Raw genomic sequence first — 17,084 nt, 5'->3', positions numbered from 1 at the left:
TTTCCTTTCCGCGGTACCACCCTTCTTCACGGCCGTGACGGCCGCCTCAGGAGCGGCCAGCCGAAGCCGGCCGCTCATTTTGGTAACGAGTGAAGCGCGCGTCTCCACTCGTCCAGCCCTACTAGCCGTCCGGCGTTCAGGCTGGCGCTCAGAGGTGAGTTCATCAAGCGGCAACATCACCGGTTCGCAGCTCCCCCGGCTCTCTGTGGATGTTGACCCCGCTGACTACTTATCCTCGTCAACGCTTTTTCGCTATCCACTTGTCATGGACGATCAACCGACATTGGCGTTCGTCGGATACACCTTTACTCCTTCGACGACCACGCGGCGGCGAAATTCTTCAAGCAACCGCTTGGTATGCGGTCCCGGCGTCCCGTCGCCGATCGTCCGGCCATCGACTTTAATGACCGAAATGACTTCGGCCGCCGTCCCCGTCAAAAACACTTCATCCGCGACATAGACATCATGGCGGGTAAACGGCTCCTCTTTCACCGTATAGCCGAGATCCTCCGCGATTTCGATGATCGCTTGACGCGTAATGCCTTCAAGCGCCCCGACATACCCAGGCGGTGTGTAAATGACGCCGTTTTTGATGATGAAAACATTGTCTCCCGAACCTTCCGCGACATAGCCTTGATCGTTTAAGATCAGCGCTTCGCTTACGTTCGCCAAATGCGCCTCGATTTTGACAAGCACATTGTTTAGGTAGTTGAGCGATTTGACTTTCGGGCTCAGCACATCAGAGCGGTTGCGGCGCGTCGCCACTGTCACCACTTCGATGCCGGTTTCATATAAATGTTTCGGGAAGAGCGCGAGCGGCTCGACGATAATCACGATTTGCGGCGTTTTGCATTTGTACGGATCCAGTCCTAAATCGCCGACCCCGCGCGAAACGACCAGGCGGATGTATGCATCTTGATAGCCGTTGCGGCGGATCGTTTCGAGCACGTGGCCAATCATTTCTTCCTTCGTGTACGGAATGTCGAGCAAAATCGACTTCGCTGAATTGTATAGCCGATCTATATGTTCTTCGAGGCGGAATACGTTGCCGCTATAGACGCGAATGCCTTCAAATACCCCGTCGCCATACAAAAATCCATGGTCATACACGGAAATTTTGGCGTTTTCTTTTGTCACAAATTCTCCGTTTAAAAAGATCCATTGTTCGCCCACTTCGGTTCCCCTCTTCCTTGATCAGTCAGCAGTTGCTTTGAACGGCTCGATCATTGTATTGAGTCGTTTCTCTTATTTGAAAATTATAATAATCCGAAACCTTTGCGCCGTCAATAACGTTTTTTGAAAATTCCGATTGGTCAAACTATTTGAATGCGCTTACATTATGATAGAATCAAGGTTTTGCCGATATAAAAAAATTTTTTCTTTCTTTGCCGTCTCATAGAAAACGCGCCCTTGAGCGCAGTTCGCTCCTCATTCGATATGAACATAACGGGCTCAAGGCGCGCTCATTTTTCTGATAGAAAAGATCCGTAAGCAACGTTCGCTTCTCACTCGGACATGAAAATGACGAATCAAAACGATGCGCCTTTTTCCACTTCATCTCCCCAAAACGAAAAAAGGCGGCCCAAACACAGGCCCCCTTTCCAAACACGCTATATGGCACTTCCATTTTGAAAGCGAACCTGTTGAAGCGGCCTTGCTTACCGTAAAAAAGCCGGCGGTTTTGCCGGCTTAGATAGAAAACGTTTGTTCCATTTTGAGAATAGGCTGTCCATCCACTTCATAAAACTGGACGTGCGCCCGTCCGCTGTCGACCGTCAGCACCGCGTACGTTTTTTCTTTTCTTCCCCGCGGCAAGGCGATGCTGCCGGGATTGATGAACAGCAACCCATCGATTTGTTCAGCACCGGCCAAATGCGAGTGGCCGAAACAAACGACGTGAGCCCCTGTTTCTTGTGCGCGATAGGATAAACGCAAAAGCGACGTTTTCACCCCGTATAAATGGCCGTGGGTGACAAACAACCGAACGCCGCCCACCTCTTCGATGCGCTCAGCAGGAAACGCGGCGAAATCGCAGTTGCCGCGTACGACGGCAAACGGGGCAATCTCGTCCGCCCCCACCTCCAACTCCGAGTCGCCGCAATGGATAAACAAATCCGCTTCATGGCGATGACGGTTGACAATTGCAGCAAGTTCGGCAGTCAGCCCATGGCTGTCGCTCACAATCACCGCCTTCATTCCGTCCGCCCCTTTCCACCGACGATCTCCTCCCACTGCTCATCGAGCTTCGTCAGCGCCTTGGCGCGATGACTGATTTGATTTTTTTCCTCGGGCGCAAGCTCCGCCATCGTTTTTCCCCGCTCCGGAAGGTAAAAAACCGGATCATAGCCAAAGCCCCCCTCCCCACGCGGCGCTTCGGCGATATAACCATCGCATGTCGCTTCGACAACGGCGGTCGGCCGCCCTGGGATCGCGACGGCGAGCGCACAATGAAAACGAGCCGTGCGCTGCTCCATCGGCACCCCGTCAAGCTCGCGAAGCAGCTTGGCGATGTTGCGTGCATCGTTTTTATCTTCCCCGGCATAACGGGCCGAATGAACGCCCGGCCGGCCGCCGAGCGCATCGACCACGAGCCCGGAATCATCGGCGATCACCGGCCGCTTTAGACGCCGCGACGCCGCTTCTGCTTTGAGCACGGCATTTTCCGCAAACGTGCTTCCCGTTTCTGCGACATCCGGAGCGTCCGGAAAGTCAAGCAGCGATTTCACTTCGACGCCCCGCTTGGCAAACAAAGCGGCGAACTCGCGCACTTTGCCAGCGTTTTTGGTCGCGATGACAATCTCCTTCACTCTGTGTCCTCCTCTGCCGCTTCTTTTTTTTCGCCGATGCGCGCCGCCCACTCGCCCAATGCGCGGCGCTGAACGGCGATGAGCTGCTCGATGCCTATTTGCGCCGCTTCAAGCAATTCATCGAGCTCGGCGCGTGAAAAAACCGCTTCCTCTCCGGTCCCTTGAATCTCAACAAATTGACCGGCTCCGGTCATGACGACGTTCATATCCACTTTCGCCCGCGCATCCTCGTTGTAATCTAAATCAAGAATCACCCCATGCTCCGGATCGATGCCGACCGAGGTAGCGGCGAGAAAATCGCGGATCGGAAGCGCCTCGAGCCTCCCTTCTTCCACCAGTTTGGCAAGCGCCAACACAAGCGCCACATACGCACCGGTGATCGACGCCGTCCGCGTTCCGCCATCCGCCTGAATGACGTCGCAATCGATCCAAATGGTCCGCTCACCAAGCTGTTCAAGATCAACAACCGAGCGAAGCGCACGGCCGATTAAGCGCTGAATTTCCATCGTCCGCCCCGACACTTTTCCTTTGCTCGCTTCCCTCACATTCCGCTGCTCTGTCGCCCGCGGCAGCATCCCATATTCGGCCGTAATCCATCCTTTGCCGCCGCCGCGCATAAACGACGGCACTTTCTCTTCGACCGTCGCCGTGCAAATGACTTTCGTGTCGCCGACTTCAATGAGCACCGACCCTTCAGCGTGCTTCATGTAATGCGGGTGTATATGTACAGGGCGCAGCTCGCAACTGCTTCGTCCGTCCGCTCTCATCAACTGAGTCCTCCTTTTCTCCATCTTCAACGGAATGCCAGACGCCGCATTTCTTTCCACCTAGCGAAAAAAAGAAAGAGGCGGAATACGTTTCCACCTCTTTGTTATACCATAACGTCCTATTCGTTTCCAGCCTGTCAGCACCAACCGGTTAAAATGTCCCGGTATTGACGTTTTGCGGCCGAGCGACCGGTTTGGTGAGCGGCTTGCCGTCTTCCGTGACAAGATTGGCTTTGCCATTGACTGTGATCGCCACGCTTTCGACTCCTTTTTGCTCAGTGAGCGACAAAACGAGGGAATTCAACACGACGTCGGAAATGACATTTTTCTTGTTGCTTCCATAAATGCCTTCGTTAAAGTTGAGCGTCACTTTGCCATCCTCATATTTCGGGGCATCGACAAGCTTCGCGTCCGGCTGAAAGACGCCGACAAGCCCGCTCCCTTGCTCTGGTCCTTGAATCAGTTCGTTGACGGCCGCGGCAATATCATCTTTCTCCTTATTGGACACACGCCGTGTCACCGGCACATAGTATGTGCTGTTCCCTTGTTGGGCGACAAAATAAACGGTGACTGGATGCGTATTCGTAATGTCTGGCACGCCGCTCGCTTCCATATTGATGCCGTCGGCGCGGCTTACCCCATCTTGAATCGGTGTTTTATTGACCGGCATCACGTTTTGATCGTAGCCGTTGATGCGGATTTTGACGCGCTTGATATTGTCAAATTGCGTCAACGTCCACGTAATGGACTGCAAAATTCGTTTTTCGTCCTCCGGCTTATAGTTTTTAAATTCCGGAGAAAAGTCGGCGATCAACGTTCCGTCTTTTTCCAATTTTGTGCCAAGCACCGTCGTTCCGGCCGGAATGACCGCGCGGAAGCCGTTCGGCAACATTTCTGACACAGGTCCGTCTTCAACCAAATATTCGAGTACTTGTTTCGCCACGGCCTGCGTTTTCGGCAATTCCACTGTTTGCGGCACGACAAAGCCGTTTTTGTCAATCAAGTACAGCTCTCTTTTCACCGTCTCGGTGGCCTTCGCTTTCTCCTTCTCTTCCTTTTGGCTTTCCGTCGCTTCCTGAAGCGCTTGGCCGTCTTTGACATAACTCGTCTCTTGCGGCGGATCGATCTCCTTCACCGCCTCATCTCGCCCAAACAAACCGCAGCCGCCAAGCAACAACAGCGAGGCGAGCAGCGGCGCCGCCCATATGTGAGTCGTCCGTTTCATTGACGTTCCCTCCTACTCGTAGTTTGTACTACTATGTATACGAGCCGTTTTCCAAAATAGAATAAAAAAAATCCTTTAGCGCATGGACGCTAAAGGATTTGTTGGTTACAGCCGAATCGCTTCGACCGTGCCGATCGGCTTGCCAAACCACTTCCCGGAAATCTTTTCAAACAGCTCTTTCGGCCCAGTCGTGAAAAACAAATGCTCCGGTTCGCGCTCGCCGGTGTAAAGGAGCTGGCTGTGATGCAAAATCGCGCTCACTTCACGAGCTGTCTCACCGCCTGAGCAAATGAGCTTCACGCGTTGGCCCATATACGTGCGAATGAGCGGCGCGAGCAACGGATAATGCGTGCAGCCTAAAATCAGCACATCGATCGGCAGCGGTCGGAGCGGAGCGAGAGATTCGGCGACGATCGCCATCGCCTCCTGCCCTTCAAAGTCGCCGCTTTCCACCAGCGGAACGAATTTCGGACAGGCCAAGCTCTCGACTTGGACGCGCGGATTGATTGATTGAAGCGCCTTTTCATACGCCCGGCTTCGGATCGTGCCAATCGTGCCGATGACGCCGATGTGCCCGCGCCTAGTCGCTTTCAGGGCGGCGCGAGCGCCGGGATGAATAACGCCAAGCACAGGAATGTCAAGCTTCGCCCGCACGTCGTCAAGCGCGACCGCCGTCGCGGTGTTGCAGGCGATAACAAGCATTTTCAAGGGATATTGCCGCAAGTAATCAATCATTTGCCACGTAAATCGACGGACTTCTTCCACCGGCCGCGGCCCGTACGGGCAACGGGCGGTGTCGCCTAAGTAAATAATTTGTTCTTTCGGCAGCTGCCTCATAATTTCTTTGGCGACGGTCAAACCGCCGACTCCTGAGTCAATGACACCAATTGCTCTTTCCAAGTGATCGCCTCATTCTTTCGTCATTTCTTGATGCAATTTGCGCAAACAACGCTCAAAGACGACGATTTCCTCGTCTGAAAAGCTTTCAAGCACGCTCGCTAGATCGCGCTGGCGTTTCTCAATCACTTCTTCGATAATGCGCTCCCCTTTTTCAAGAAGGCGAATGCGGACGACGCGGCGGTCGTGTTCATCGCGGACTCTGGCGACAAGTCCGTTCCGCTCCATGCGGTCGACCAAGTCGGTCGTCGTGCTGCACGCCAAATACATTTTGTTCGATAACTCGCCGACCGTCAAGTCCCCTTCTTCAAGCAGCCACTGCAGGGCGACAAATTGCGGTGGGGTGATCGGATAGTTGGTTAAAATTTCACGGCCGCGCTGTTTCAAATTTGCGGCGATATAGCGAAGCAATTTTTCCAACTCGGCGACCGTTCTTTCATTCATCGCAGACGGCATACCATCTCTCCTTGATCGTTTCCGCGGCCAGCCTCAAACGGCGGCTTGCGCCGACAGCTATTCTTACTTTTCATTTTACAACACCGGCAAAGATAATCAACAAAAAAATGCGGCGGCCGCCGCGGACGAAGGCCGGACGGGCGCCAAGCCTCGTCCGGCCGCAAGGGAACATAACAGCCGGCTGTCCAACAAGGAAAGCCGGCATCGTTTATAGTTCAAGTTCGCCCATTCGAAGCAATTCAATGACAGCTTGCGAGCGCCCCTTGACCCCAAGCTTTTGCATCGCATTCGAAATATGGTTGCGGACCGTTTTCTCGCTGATAAACAGCTCTTTGGCGATCTCTTTCGTCGTCTTGTCTTGCACGAGCAATTCGAAGACTTCTTTTTCTCTTTTTGTCAAAAGCGGCTTCGATTGAAACGATTTGTCCTTCAACGGTTGTAACCCTCCTTGCTCTCAATGGGCCCGAACTGCCGGATGGGTATTTCCTCGCCATATCGTATGTGAGAGCAAGAGCGGCGGTGACGAAAATTTGCTTATCTAATAGAAAAATGGGTCTTTTTTTTCTTCATCTTTCGGTTCGCCGGAGACGGTTGGCTGCCGCTTGTCCAGAAAAACAAAAAATCCCCCTCATGTCTATTCGAATGAAGGGGATTTTGATTCTGCCGCTACACTTCGTCGCTGCCAAAGAAATCGCGGAACATTTGAATCGTCGTTTCGCGGTTTAACGCCGCGATCGATGTCGTCAACGGAATGCCCTTCGGGCACGATTGCACGCAGTTTTGCGAGTTGCCGCAGTTGGCCAGTCCGCCGTCGCCCATAATCGCCCGCAGCCGTTCGGCTTTATGCATCGCCCCGGTCGGGTGGGCGTTAAACAGCCGCACTTGCGACAGCGGCGCCGGGCCGATAAAGTTCGACTTGCTGTTGACGTTCGGGCACGCTTCGAGGCAGACGCCGCATGTCATGCATTTTGACAGCTCGTACGCCCATTGCCGCTTCCGCTCTGGCATGCGCGGCCCCGGACCCAAGTCGTACGTTCCGTCGATCGGAATCCATGCTTTCACTCGCTTCAACGCGTCAAACATCCGGCTCCGATCGATGACCAAGTCGCGGATGACAGGGAATGTGCGCATCGGCTCAAGGCGGATCGGCTGCTCGAGTTTGTCAATGAGCGCGGCGCACGCCTGGCGCGGTTTGCCGTTAATGACCATCGAACAGGCTCCGCATACTTCTTCCAGACAGTTCATTTCCCAAGCGACCGGCGTCGTTTTTTCCCCTTTGGCGTTGACTGGATTGCGGCGAATTTCCATGAGCGCCGAAATGACGTTCATGTTCGGGCGGTACGGAATGACAAACTCTTCTTCATACGGCGCGGAATCCGGACGATCTTGGCGCGTGATGATCAAACGAACCGTTTTGTTCTCGCTCATCTTACTTCACTTCCTCTTTCTTTTTGCTGTAGTCGCGCTTGCGCGGTTTAATCAACGAGACGTCAACGTCTTCATAATGGAACGCCGGACCATCTGGCGTGTAGCGGGCCATCGTCGTTTTCAGCCACTCTTCGTCATTGCGCTCCGGAAACTCCGGCTTGTAGTGCGCCCCACGGCTTTCATTGCGATGGTAAGCGCCAAGCGTAATGACGCGGGCGAGCTGCAGCATGTTGTACAGCTGGCGGATAAACGTCGCTCCTTGGTTGCTCCATCTCGACGTATCGGTGACGCTGATGTTTTTATACCGCTCCATCAGCTCTTGAATTTTCTCATCGGTCTTCAGCAACCGGTCGTTGTAGCGGACGATCGTCACGTTCGCCGTCATCCATTCACCGAGCTCTTTATGCAGCACATAGGCGTTTTCCGTGCCGTCCATCGCCAAAATGTTCTCCCATTTTTCCTGCTCCCGTTTCACATAGCTGTCGTATAACGTCGACGGCATCGCATCCGCCGATTTCTCGAGGCCGCGGATGTAGCGGACGGCGTTCGGGCCGGCGACCATTCCGCCGTAAATCGCCGACAGAAGCGAGTTTGCCCCGAGGCGGTTCGCGCCGTGAATCGAATAGTCGCACTCGCCGGCAGCAAACAACCCTTTGATGTTCGTCATTTGGTCATAGTCGACCCATAAGCCGCCCATCGAGTAGTGAACGGCCGGGAACACCTTCATCGGCACTTTGCGCGGGTCTTCGCCCATGAACTTCTCGTAAATTTCGATAATGCCGCCGAGCTTAACATCCAACTCTTTCGGATCTTTATGTGACAAATCCAAATACACCATGTTTTCGCCGTTGATGCCGAGCTTCAAATCGACGCAGACGTGGAAAATTTCCCGTGCGGCGATGTCGCGCGGCACCAAGTTTCCGTAAGCCGGATATTTTTCCTCAAGGAAGTACCACGGTTTCCCGTCTTTATACGTCCAAATGCGTCCGCCTTCCCCGCGCGCCGATTCGCTCATAAGGCGGAGCTTGTCATCGCCCGGAATGGCGGTCGGGTGAATTTGGATGAACTCGCCGTTCGCGTAGTAAACGCCTTGCTGATAGGCGATCGAAGCCGCTGAACCAGTGTTGATGACCGAGTTCGTCGATTTCCCAAAAATGATCCCCGGGCCGCCGGTCGCCAAAATGACGGCATCGGCTGGAAACGCTTTGATTTCCATGGACCGCAAATCTTGTGCGACGATGCCGCGGCAGATTTGCTCGTCATCCAAAACGACGCCTAAAAACTCCCAATGCTCGTACTTCGTGACGAGCCCGGCCACTTCATGGCGGCGCACCTGTTCATCAAGTGCATACAAAATTTGTTGGCCAGTCGTGGCTCCAGCATAGGCGGTCCGGTGATGCTGCGTCCCCCCGAAACGACGGAAATCAAGCAACCCTTCCGGCGTCCGGTTGAACATGACGCCCATCCGATCGAGCATGTAAATAATCCCCGGCGCCGCTTCACACATCGCTTTGACCGGAGGCTGGTTCGCCAAGAAGTCCCCGCCATAGACGGTGTCGTCAAAATGCTCCCACGGCGAGTCGCCTTCCCCTTTCGTGTTGACCGCTCCGTTAATGCCGCCTTGGGCACAGACGGAGTGAGAACGCTTTACCGGAACGAGCGAAAACAGTTCGACAGGCACTCCTGCTTCGGCGATTTTAATCGTGGCCATCAAACCGGCCAGCCCACCGCCAACAACGATGATTTTCCCTTTTTTCATAGCTACTCACTCCCTAATAGATTGCTGCTTTTGCTTGCATGCCGCACGTTTTGCCTTGCCGGCCCGCCATCGACCAAGCGATCGTTCGGCGAACGGCTAAGACGCGATCTGTCACGAGCCAACGCAGCAGTTCATCGTCGAATCATTCCCTAAGAATGGAACGCTTGTCTTACGCAAACGCTAAGATGGCGCGAATGCCGACAATGGAAAGCGCGATGAAAATGATCATCGTAATGTACGTAAATACTTGCTGCGAACGAGGGGACACCGTCAACCCCCAGCTGACGCAGAACGACCATAAGCCGTTGGCGAAGTGAAAGACCGTGGACAAGATTCCAACAATATAAAATCCGAGCATAAACGGATTGTCGACAATGTTGGCCATCATATCGTAGTTCACTTCGGCGCCGAATGCGGCTTGCACCCGCGTTTCATACACATGCCAGACGACAAAAATCAATGTAATGATGCCGGTGATCCGCTGAAGCATGAACATCCAGTTGCGAAAATAGCCGTACTGGCGAGTGTTGAATTTGGCTGTAAACGCGATATAAATGCCGTATACAGCGTGGAACAACAATGGAAGGAAAATAACAAAAATTTCAAGAAAATAGCGGAACGGCAAGTTTTCCATAAACGCCGCCGCCCGGTTAAACGCTTCCGGCCCACGGGTCGCAAAATGGTTGACGACCAAGTGCTGCACTAAAAAGATGCCGACGGGAACAACCCCCAGCAGCGAATGGAGCCGGCGATAGTAAAACTCGCGATTCCCTGCCATTATGTAAACCCCCTTCAATTGAATAAAAAATATGTCCCTCTCGCTCGCCATGCGGAAACGGAAACGCCTTCCATTCCCTTATTCGCTTTGTCACATTCATTGTACTCCCACATTGTACAAGCGTCAAGAAAACACTGCCACAAAATGTTCAAACATTCTCATAGTTGCGCCACCTTAGGAAAGAGGATGCACTCCGGCAGCAATTCAGCTATAATGGGGAAATGGATAGAAAGAGGGGAAAACGATGAAACAGCCACCATTAGAGGATCAATATCAAATGTTTGGGTCGATTGCGCTTTCCGCATTCGGGGCTGAGCTGCTTCGCCATTCGCTTCTTCCCGAGCTGCTTGGCAAAGATGCCGCTTCGCTGCTGTACTGGGCCGGCAAACAGCTGGCACGGCGCTACCCGCTCGGAACGCTCGATGACGTCGCCGCATTTTTTGAACGGGCGGGCTGGGGGGAGCTATCAACCGGCGAAGAGCGAAACGACGAACTATATATCGAGCTGTCAGGCCCCATCATCGCCGCCCGCTTTTCCTTGTACGGCAGCTGCTCGTTCCAGCTTGAGGCTGGATTTCTCGCCCAGCAAATCGAACAACAAAAGCGGTTCGTCACCGAAGCGGTCGAACTGCCGCCAAAGCGGGACGGCAAAGCGCGCATTTTGGTGAAATGGGATCGGAAGCAGGCGATCGAATGAAATGTAGGCAACAGGCGCCCGCTCGCAAAACGGGCGCCCGTTCAGCCATTATTCATGCAGTTTTTCATAGATTTTCTCCGCCACCGCTCGCGGAATGTTCGCCCGCTGCAACTCTTCCACCGTCGCCTCTTTCATCTTTTTCACCGAGCCGAAATAATTCAAGAGTGCTTTTTTCCGCTTTTCCCCGACGCCGGGGATGTCATCAAGCACGGAATGGAACATCGTTTTCTGCCGCGTCTTTCGGTGAAACATAACGGCAAACCGATGCACTTCATCCTGAATGCGCTGCAATAAATAAAACTCTTGGCTTTGCCGGTCAAGCGGCACGACATCCGGCGGGTCGCCGGCCAAAAGCTCTGATGTGCGATGTTTTTCGTCTTTCGCCAATCCAGCCAGCGGCACATCCAGTCCAAGTTCGTTTTCGAGCACATCCCGCACCGCCGACAAGTGGCCTTTGCCGCCGTCGATGATGATCAAATCGGGAAGCGGCAATCCTTCTTTCAACACGCGCGTATAGCGGCGGCGCACGACTTCGCGCATCGTTTCATAATCGTTCGGGCCTGCGACCGTTTTCACCTTATATTTCCGGTATTCTTTTTTCGCCGGCTTGCCATCGAGGAAAACGACGAGCGCCGAGACCGGATCGGCCCCGTAAATGTTCGAGTTGTCAAACGCCTCGATGCGGCGCGGCGCCGGAATGCCAAGACGCTCTCCGAGACGTTCGACTGCTTTGATCGTCCGTTCTTCGTCCCGCTCGATGAAATAAAATTTTTCTTTCAGAGCAATGGCCGCGTTTTTGCTCGCCAGCTCAACAAGCTCTTTTTTCTTCCCTTTTTTCGGCTGGACGACGGCAACGCCGAGCAATTCGCGGGCGAGCTCGCCGTCAATGTCGGACGGGAGGACGACTTCTTTTGGCTTCAAATGATGCGCTTTCGCATAAAACTGACCCAAAAACGTAAGCATTTCCTCATCCGGGTCTTGGTAAAGCGGGAAGATCGACACGTCGCGCTCAATCAGCTTCCCTTGGCGAAGGAAAAACACTTGCACGCACATCCAGCCTTTGTCGTACGCATAGCCGAATACATCGCGGTCGATGAAGTCGTTGAGCATCATTTTTTGCTTTTCCATCGTCATCTCAATCGCCGCGATTTGATCGCGGTATTCTTTCGCCCGTTCAAACTCGAGCGTTTCCGCCGCCTCGTGCATTTTCTCGGCCAACTCCCGCTTCACGTCTTCATACCCGCCGTTTAAAAAGCGGACGATTTGTTCAACCATCGCCTTATTTTGTTCGTCCGACACCGGGTGGACGCACGGGGCGAGGCATTGGCCCATATGGTAATACAAACAGGCGCGCGAAGGCAGCGTCGAACATTTGCGGAGCGGATATAAGCGGTCGAGCAGCTTTTTCGTTTCGTTCGCCGCCTGCACGTTTGGATACGGGCCGAAATATTTGCCGCCGTCTTTTTTCACTTTGCGGGTGATAAGCAGGCGCGGATGCTTTTCTGCGGTGATTTTAATAAACGGGTAGCTTTTATCATCTTTCAGCATGACGTTGTATTTCGGATCATGCTTTTTGATCAAATTCATCTCCAAAATGAGCGCCTCGGCGTTTGACGAGGTGACGATGTATTCGAAATCAGCGATCTCCTCAACAAGCCGCTGCGTCTTGCCGTCATGCGTCCCGGTAAAATACGAGCGGACGCGCGCTTTCAGCGACTTCGCTTTGCCGACGTAAATGACCGTTCCGTGTTTGTCTTTCATCAAATAGCAGCCCGGCTGCTCCGGCAGCACAGCCAATTTTTCTTTCAGCCGCTCGTTCATTGGCCATCACCTCACTGCTCCATCAACCCATTCGTACAGCGTAATCGTCCCATACACCGGATCAGCAAGCAAACTGGAACGATACGTTTTCATTTTGCGCACATGGCAGGAAACATCGATCCCTTGAGCCTCGAACCCTTGGACAACGTGATTGGTCATATATATCGCAGCATGGCGGTAGTTTTCTTTGTCTTGCAAAAAGAAGGAAAAATGGAGCACGTCTTTATGTGGAAAGGGCACGTTCAAATAGTCTAGGACGCGCGTCTCTTCCCACGTATATACCACAAACGGCTGCCGTTTGTCACGCAAATCGTCCGCAAGCTGATACACTGCTGGCGGCGTCTTTGCCTGCTCGCGCAACAGCCCGATGCCGATTGTAGACTGCAGCATCACCACTGCCGCGGCAAGAACAAACCGCCATGTCCGGGGCGCGGCCAGCAGCCGCCCCCACACGAAAACGAGCGCAATGTGAACGAGCGGAAGGAGATGACGCGGCTTGTCAATGTTTTGTCCGAAAAGCGCCCACAAAGCATACAGCAACGCGGAAACGACAAGCGGGCGCGGAAGCCCCAACCGCCCCGCGCGCCAGGCGATGGCGCCGACCACTGCATAGGCAGCCAGCAGCCAAGCATTTCGGCTGGCCATGCCGGTCCAAAGAAAGTTGTCAAGGACAAAGCGGCACACCCGCTCCCAAAATGGAAGAGGGCTCGCCGCCGCCGTTCCCCCCCAGTCGCTGAAATGACCGACAACAAACGCAAAGCCAAGCTTGAAAAACGGCCAAAGGCCGCCTTCCGTCGCCGCGACCGCTGCCACCCAAACAAATTGAAAGGCGGCCGCCGCCAACAGCGATGCCGCCACGCGGCCGAGGCGGCGGTGCGTTTTCCAGTCTTCATGCCAAAGCAACAATAACGCCGAGGCAAAGGGGATGTACGATAGGCGACCCCCCATGAGGATGCTGAATAACGCCATCGGCAGCAGCTGCGCGGTCCATGCCATTCGCCGCCGCGCCCATTCCACGGCCCAGATGTACCACCAAAGCACGCCGAGCGCCGCACCGTCTGACATCGGTCGGGCGGAGGCAAGAAGCACATAGCTTGAAGAAAGCACCGAAAGCGCCGCCCATAACGCCGCTGGACGCGGCATATGCCGAGCAAGCAGCAAAACGATGGGAAAGGCGGCGGAAAACAACACGAGCACATTCAAGATCGAAAGCGCTTTGGCCGGATTGGCAATGAAAGCGTGCACCGCCATGCCCCCGAGGACGAAATACGGATAGCCTGGGAAATGCGGCTGCATGGCTAACACATCATAGCGCCTAAGCGCCAAGGCAAAATCGACTTCATCCCATGTGGCCGCATACGGGCTCGCCCAATACAAACAGGCGCCAACCAACAAAGAGGCCGTTCCGACACCAAAGCCAATCCAAAAGCGGTCGCCGAACCGTTTGTTCACCGTGTTCCCCTCCAAAGAAAAAGTACAAGGCGCAGCGGCCTTGTACGTTACATGACGTTTTTTGTTTTTTCCTCCAAAGCGGCAATCGCCGGTTTCTCGACCACAGCGCTCTTTTGACCGCGGCGGCTCGTCACCAGCAAATACACGACGGCGAAGTAGCCGATATAGGCGATCACTTCTTCAAGCGACGGCATCGCTGAATAGCCAAACAACGCTTTTAAAAAGACGCCGACTTCGCCGGAAAAGACGGGGGCGACGCCATGATCGCGCACGTAATGTTCGTAGTCAATCGGATGTTCTGGAAGCAGCCATGTCAAATCATATACATGCGGCATGACGCTGCCGATGAGCCCAATGTCCTGCATCATCGAAATGGCTTGCACGAGCAGGCCAGCGGCGATCAAGACGATAAAAGCTCCGGTTACTTTAAAGAATGCTTTCAGCGGAATGCGCATCGTTCCTTTAAAGAAGAAGTAGCTGACCAAAGCGGCAATGGCAATGCCTGTCGCCGCTCCCCAGCCTTGTATGGCCGCGCCGATGTTGCCGTGCGTGATGGCAGCGAAGAAAAAAACGGTTTCCACTCCTTCGCGCAGCACGACTAAAAACGAGTGAATGACCATGCCGGCGACATTGCCGGCGGTAATAAACTGGTCCATTTTCCCTTCAACGTTTTGTTTCATGTCCCGGCTATGCTCGGCCATCCAAAACACCATCTGCGTCAAGAGCAACGCGGAGACGATCATGATGCCGATTTTTAAGTAGATTTCACTGCCCATCGCGGCAAATCCCGTGAACACGACTTGAAACAAAATGGCCGCCCCGATGCTCGCCAACACGGCCAAACCAGCACCAAGCCATACGTACTTCGTGTATTCGCGGTGATCGACACGTTTCAAATACGATGTAATGATGCCGACGATCAGCAGCGCTTCCAGCGCTTCACGAAACGTAATGAGCAGCGCTTGGACTTCCATGTCTCCGCCTCCCCTTATATTTGGACTAAGCCCGTTTCCGACGCCGCACATAAATGAGAGCCGCGCCGAGAACCACAATAACGATGACAACGAGCGGAATCCAGTTTTTTACTTTAGACAAATCGGTCCACTCTTTCTTTTGCACTGCATCCGGCTTTTCTGCAGCGTTTTCCGAAAAATGGCCGACTTTTAGGCTTTTCAGGCCGAATTGCTTCTGCAGCGTTGTTAAAATCGTCTCTTTGCTTTTCTTAAACACGTTGATATCCGATTTTTTCTCGCCGACACCGAACAGCCCCGGGTTGCCAAGCGACTGAAGCGCCTTGTCAAACTCGGTGCGCAGCTGTTTATCAAGTGCAGGGTCTTTCCCTTGGATGACCGGCGACAGCGCTTCATACGTCGCAAACGCCTTCGCCAACAGCCGCTTGCTCGTGTCGTACTGATCAAAGTTTGCCTCAATATTGTCCAAACGGCGAGCGATATTGAGCACTAAAATGTTTTCCATGTCCTTGATCACCGTTTGACGGTCCTTCGCTTCGATGGCCGCAAGCACCGCCTTGGACGGCTCAGGTCCCATATGCATGTCGATTTCTTCTTTTACGGTTTCGAAAATTTCCTTCGCTGCAGCAAAGTTCGGCGGCTGCTCGTTCAACTTTTCTTTCATCTCTTTATACGCCTCAGCAACCGCCTCTTTGTTCGGGTCTCCATACGAATAGGCGAACGCTTTCAGCGGAATGAGATTGAGAATAATGATCACTGCTATGTAAAAAAAGAAACGAAACGATTTCACGTTCCCTTCTCCCTCCATCAAGATCAATGATAATCATTATCATACTTATTGTCAATAAAAAATCATCCATCGTCGAAAAGGCTGGTGAAAAAACGATCATCTTCCTCAATCCATCGTTCGCGATTAGAGAGAAAAACAGGATTCCTCAAGTTGAGAAGTAGATCCGCATGTCTTATGACATCACCCGCCTTCTAAAAGGCTGATGATTTAGTGCAAAATACTGCTGATTCCATCTATTTCTCAATTAGAGAAACTTCGCAGAATCAGCTTTCTTTTCTGATGAAAATGCCGCCGATTGGCGCGTGAATGCAGTTTTTCGCCTGCCTTCTAAGCGCGAACTGCCTTACGAGCAATGGCGCGCCCGCTCTTGGGAGCGCCCATGCCCTTCTCGATCGACGGCCACCTTTTTCACCGGGCGGCGCATTTCCTTCCAGATGGCCGGGATGACCGCGGTCATATAGGCGGTGAATTTGATGAACGAACGGCCCGTCGTCCGCACTTGATAGCGGATCGGCACTTCTTTCAAGCGAAACCCTTTGCGCACCAAGTTGAGCGTCAGCACTTGGGCGTAGTTGTAATCGTGGATGATTTCCGCCTCCTCCATCGCGTGGCGCGAAAAGGCGCGCATCCCCGACTGTCCGTCATACAGCCGCTGTCCTAGAAGAAGCGACTGCAGCCAAGTGAACAAATAATTCCCAAGGCGGCGATGCCATTTCATGCCGCGAATCGTGCCAAGGAAGCGCGAGCCGATCGTATAGTCCGCTTCACCGGTGAAAATCGGCGCTAAAAGGTCAGGAATTTGTTCCGGCGGATATTCGTTGTCAGCATCGATCATCACGCCGATATCCGCGCCAAGACGGACACACTCTTCAAGCCCTCGCCGCACCGCCGCACCGAGGCCGCGGTTTTCCGGCAGGCGGCAAATGATATCGGCCCCCGCTTCTTTCGCTACTTCGGCCGTTCGGTCCGTCGATCCATCATCAATGACCAAGACGCTGACCTCTACATCGGGATGAAAATGACGCGGAATGCGGCGGATGACATCTCCAATCGCTTCTTCTTCATTGTGCGCCGGCAAAAAGACGATGACGCGCTGCTTCTTCATCGCTCTCCTCCCTCTAGAAATGTTGATTTATCAAGGCTTTTCGGCCCCTCAGGGGTGTCCAAAAAATATTTTTCGACAAAATCCCTTACATCCTTTTTCAGTTTTGTGGATATCTTACAGACCTAGGGTGC

At 53.5% G+C, this 17,084-nt stretch carries 17 protein-coding genes and 1 other annotated feature (1 of these 18 running past the window's edge); of the genes, 1 reads left to right on the top strand and 16 read right to left on the bottom strand.

What is annotated here, in order from left to right:
• Window positions 1-251, bottom strand: a binding site (T-box leader); it reaches 16 nt to the left of the window's first position.
• Between the two features lie 22 nt (window positions 252-273).
• The 11 genes from ilvE to ACVBDQ_RS08425 all read right to left on the bottom strand — a co-directional run bounded on the left by ilvE (window position 274) and on the right by ACVBDQ_RS08425 (window position 10,117).
• A complete protein-coding gene (ilvE, locus tag ACVBDQ_RS08475; protein WP_011232138.1) occupies window positions 274-1,173 on the bottom strand; it encodes a branched-chain-amino-acid transaminase in 900 nt (299 codons plus the stop codon).
• Window positions 1,174-1,689: 516 nt separating this feature from the next.
• Window positions 1,690-2,196 carry a metallophosphoesterase family protein gene (locus tag ACVBDQ_RS08470; RefSeq protein WP_011232139.1) on the bottom strand — a complete coding sequence of 169 codons (507 nt, stop codon included), beginning with the start codon at window positions 2,194-2,196 and terminating at the stop codon, window positions 1,690-1,692.
• A complete protein-coding gene (locus ACVBDQ_RS08465) occupies window positions 2,193-2,807 on the bottom strand; it encodes an XTP/dITP diphosphatase (protein WP_011232140.1) in 615 nt (204 codons plus the stop codon). Before ACVBDQ_RS08465 ends, ACVBDQ_RS08470 begins: the two co-directional genes overlap by 4 nt.
• A complete protein-coding gene (rph, locus tag ACVBDQ_RS08460; RefSeq protein ID WP_011232141.1) occupies window positions 2,804-3,574 on the bottom strand; it encodes a ribonuclease PH in 771 nt (256 codons plus the stop codon). Before rph ends, ACVBDQ_RS08465 begins: the two co-directional genes overlap by 4 nt.
• Before the next feature lie 151 nt (window positions 3,575-3,725).
• Window positions 3,726-4,799, bottom strand: a complete 1,074-nt coding sequence (locus ACVBDQ_RS08455) for a GerMN domain-containing protein (RefSeq protein WP_011232142.1) — start codon at window positions 4,797-4,799, stop codon at window positions 3,726-3,728.
• Window positions 4,800-4,904: 105 nt separating this feature from the next.
• Window positions 4,905-5,699 carry a glutamate racemase gene (gene racE / locus ACVBDQ_RS08450; protein WP_110107678.1) on the bottom strand — a complete coding sequence of 265 codons (795 nt, stop codon included), beginning with the start codon at window positions 5,697-5,699 and terminating at the stop codon, window positions 4,905-4,907.
• 9 nt (window positions 5,700-5,708) lie between these two features.
• Window positions 5,709-6,152 carry a MarR family winged helix-turn-helix transcriptional regulator gene (locus tag ACVBDQ_RS08445; RefSeq protein WP_014196465.1) on the bottom strand — a complete coding sequence of 148 codons (444 nt, stop codon included), beginning with the start codon at window positions 6,150-6,152 and terminating at the stop codon, window positions 5,709-5,711.
• A 208-nt stretch (window positions 6,153-6,360) separates the two neighbouring features.
• Complete coding sequence (locus tag ACVBDQ_RS08440) at window positions 6,361-6,585, bottom strand: helix-turn-helix domain-containing protein (protein WP_008881129.1); 225 nt, start codon at window positions 6,583-6,585, stop codon at window positions 6,361-6,363.
• 233 nt (window positions 6,586-6,818) lie between these two features.
• Entirely contained in the window at window positions 6,819-7,580 is a 762-nt protein-coding gene (gene sdhB / locus ACVBDQ_RS08435; RefSeq protein WP_011232145.1) for a succinate dehydrogenase iron-sulfur subunit, read from the bottom strand.
• Window position 7,581: 1 nt separating this feature from the next.
• Window positions 7,582-9,339: a succinate dehydrogenase flavoprotein subunit gene (gene sdhA / locus ACVBDQ_RS08430; protein WP_011232146.1), complete on the bottom strand. Its 1,758-nt coding sequence runs from the start codon at window positions 9,337-9,339 to the stop codon at window positions 7,582-7,584.
• A 169-nt stretch (window positions 9,340-9,508) separates the two neighbouring features.
• A complete protein-coding gene (locus ACVBDQ_RS08425; protein WP_011232147.1) occupies window positions 9,509-10,117 on the bottom strand; it encodes a succinate dehydrogenase cytochrome b558 subunit in 609 nt (202 codons plus the stop codon).
• A 244-nt stretch (window positions 10,118-10,361) separates the two neighbouring features.
• On the opposite strand from ACVBDQ_RS08425, the gene ACVBDQ_RS08420 reads away from it, so the two are divergent.
• The gene (locus ACVBDQ_RS08420; protein ID WP_011232148.1) at window positions 10,362-10,814 is read left to right on the top strand and encodes a YslB family protein; all 453 of its coding nucleotides are present in this window, start codon (window positions 10,362-10,364) and stop codon (window positions 10,812-10,814) included.
• 48 nt (window positions 10,815-10,862) lie between these two features.
• Here ACVBDQ_RS08420 and uvrC read toward each other — a convergent pair whose 3' ends face one another.
• From uvrC to ACVBDQ_RS08395, 5 genes are all read right to left on the bottom strand, one after another.
• Window positions 10,863-12,635, bottom strand: a complete 1,773-nt coding sequence (gene uvrC / locus ACVBDQ_RS08415) for an excinuclease ABC subunit UvrC (protein WP_011232149.1) — start codon at window positions 12,633-12,635, stop codon at window positions 10,863-10,865.
• Between the two features lie 6 nt (window positions 12,636-12,641).
• The gene (locus ACVBDQ_RS08410; protein ID WP_011232150.1) at window positions 12,642-14,087 is read right to left on the bottom strand and encodes a hypothetical protein; all 1,446 of its coding nucleotides are present in this window, start codon (window positions 14,085-14,087) and stop codon (window positions 12,642-12,644) included.
• A gap of 47 nt (window positions 14,088-14,134) precedes the next feature.
• On the bottom strand, window positions 14,135-15,061 hold the full coding sequence (locus ACVBDQ_RS08405) for an FTR1 family iron permease (protein ID WP_011232151.1): 927 nt from the start codon (window positions 15,059-15,061) through the stop codon (window positions 14,135-14,137).
• A gap of 25 nt (window positions 15,062-15,086) precedes the next feature.
• Window positions 15,087-15,848 (bottom strand): hypothetical protein, encoded by a 762-nt coding sequence (locus ACVBDQ_RS08400; protein WP_011232152.1) that lies wholly within the window; start codon window positions 15,846-15,848, stop codon window positions 15,087-15,089.
• 343 nt (window positions 15,849-16,191) lie between these two features.
• Window positions 16,192-16,953: a glycosyltransferase family 2 protein gene (locus ACVBDQ_RS08395; RefSeq protein ID WP_011232153.1), complete on the bottom strand. Its 762-nt coding sequence runs from the start codon at window positions 16,951-16,953 to the stop codon at window positions 16,192-16,194.
• Between the last annotated feature and the right edge of the window lie 131 nt (window positions 16,954-17,084).

This window comes from Geobacillus sp. CCR (genome assembly GCF_052906625.1).
Note: the sequence above shows the minus strand (reverse complement) of the source record. Positions and strands in the feature narration are given on the sequence as shown.

Coding starts and splice junctions, on each gene's coding strand:
- ACVBDQ_RS08455 (WP_011232142.1), bottom strand. CDS start 4,799: ATGAAACGGACGACTCACATATGGGCGGCGCCGCTGCTCGCCTCGCTG.
- ACVBDQ_RS08425 (WP_011232147.1), bottom strand. CDS start 10,117: ATGGCAGGGAATCGCGAGTTTTACTATCGCCGGCTCCATTCGCTGCTG.
- rph (WP_011232141.1), bottom strand. CDS start 3,574: ATGAGAGCGGACGGACGAAGCAGTTGCGAGCTGCGCCCTGTACATATA.
- sdhA (WP_011232146.1), bottom strand. CDS start 9,339: ATGAAAAAAGGGAAAATCATCGTTGTTGGCGGTGGGCTGGCCGGTTTG.
- ACVBDQ_RS08420 (WP_011232148.1), top strand. CDS start 10,362: ATGAAACAGCCACCATTAGAGGATCAATATCAAATGTTTGGGTCGATT.
- ACVBDQ_RS08445 (WP_014196465.1), bottom strand. CDS start 6,152: ATGCCGTCTGCGATGAATGAAAGAACGGTCGCCGAGTTGGAAAAATTG.
- uvrC (WP_011232149.1), bottom strand. CDS start 12,635: ATGAACGAGCGGCTGAAAGAAAAATTGGCTGTGCTGCCGGAGCAGCCG.
- sdhB (WP_011232145.1), bottom strand. CDS start 7,580: ATGAGCGAGAACAAAACGGTTCGTTTGATCATCACGCGCCAAGATCGT.
- ACVBDQ_RS08470 (WP_011232139.1), bottom strand. CDS start 2,196: ATGAAGGCGGTGATTGTGAGCGACAGCCATGGGCTGACTGCCGAACTT.
- ACVBDQ_RS08405 (WP_011232151.1), bottom strand. CDS start 15,061: ATGGAAGTCCAAGCGCTGCTCATTACGTTTCGTGAAGCGCTGGAAGCG.
- ACVBDQ_RS08395 (WP_011232153.1), bottom strand. CDS start 16,953: ATGAAGAAGCAGCGCGTCATCGTCTTTTTGCCGGCGCACAATGAAGAA.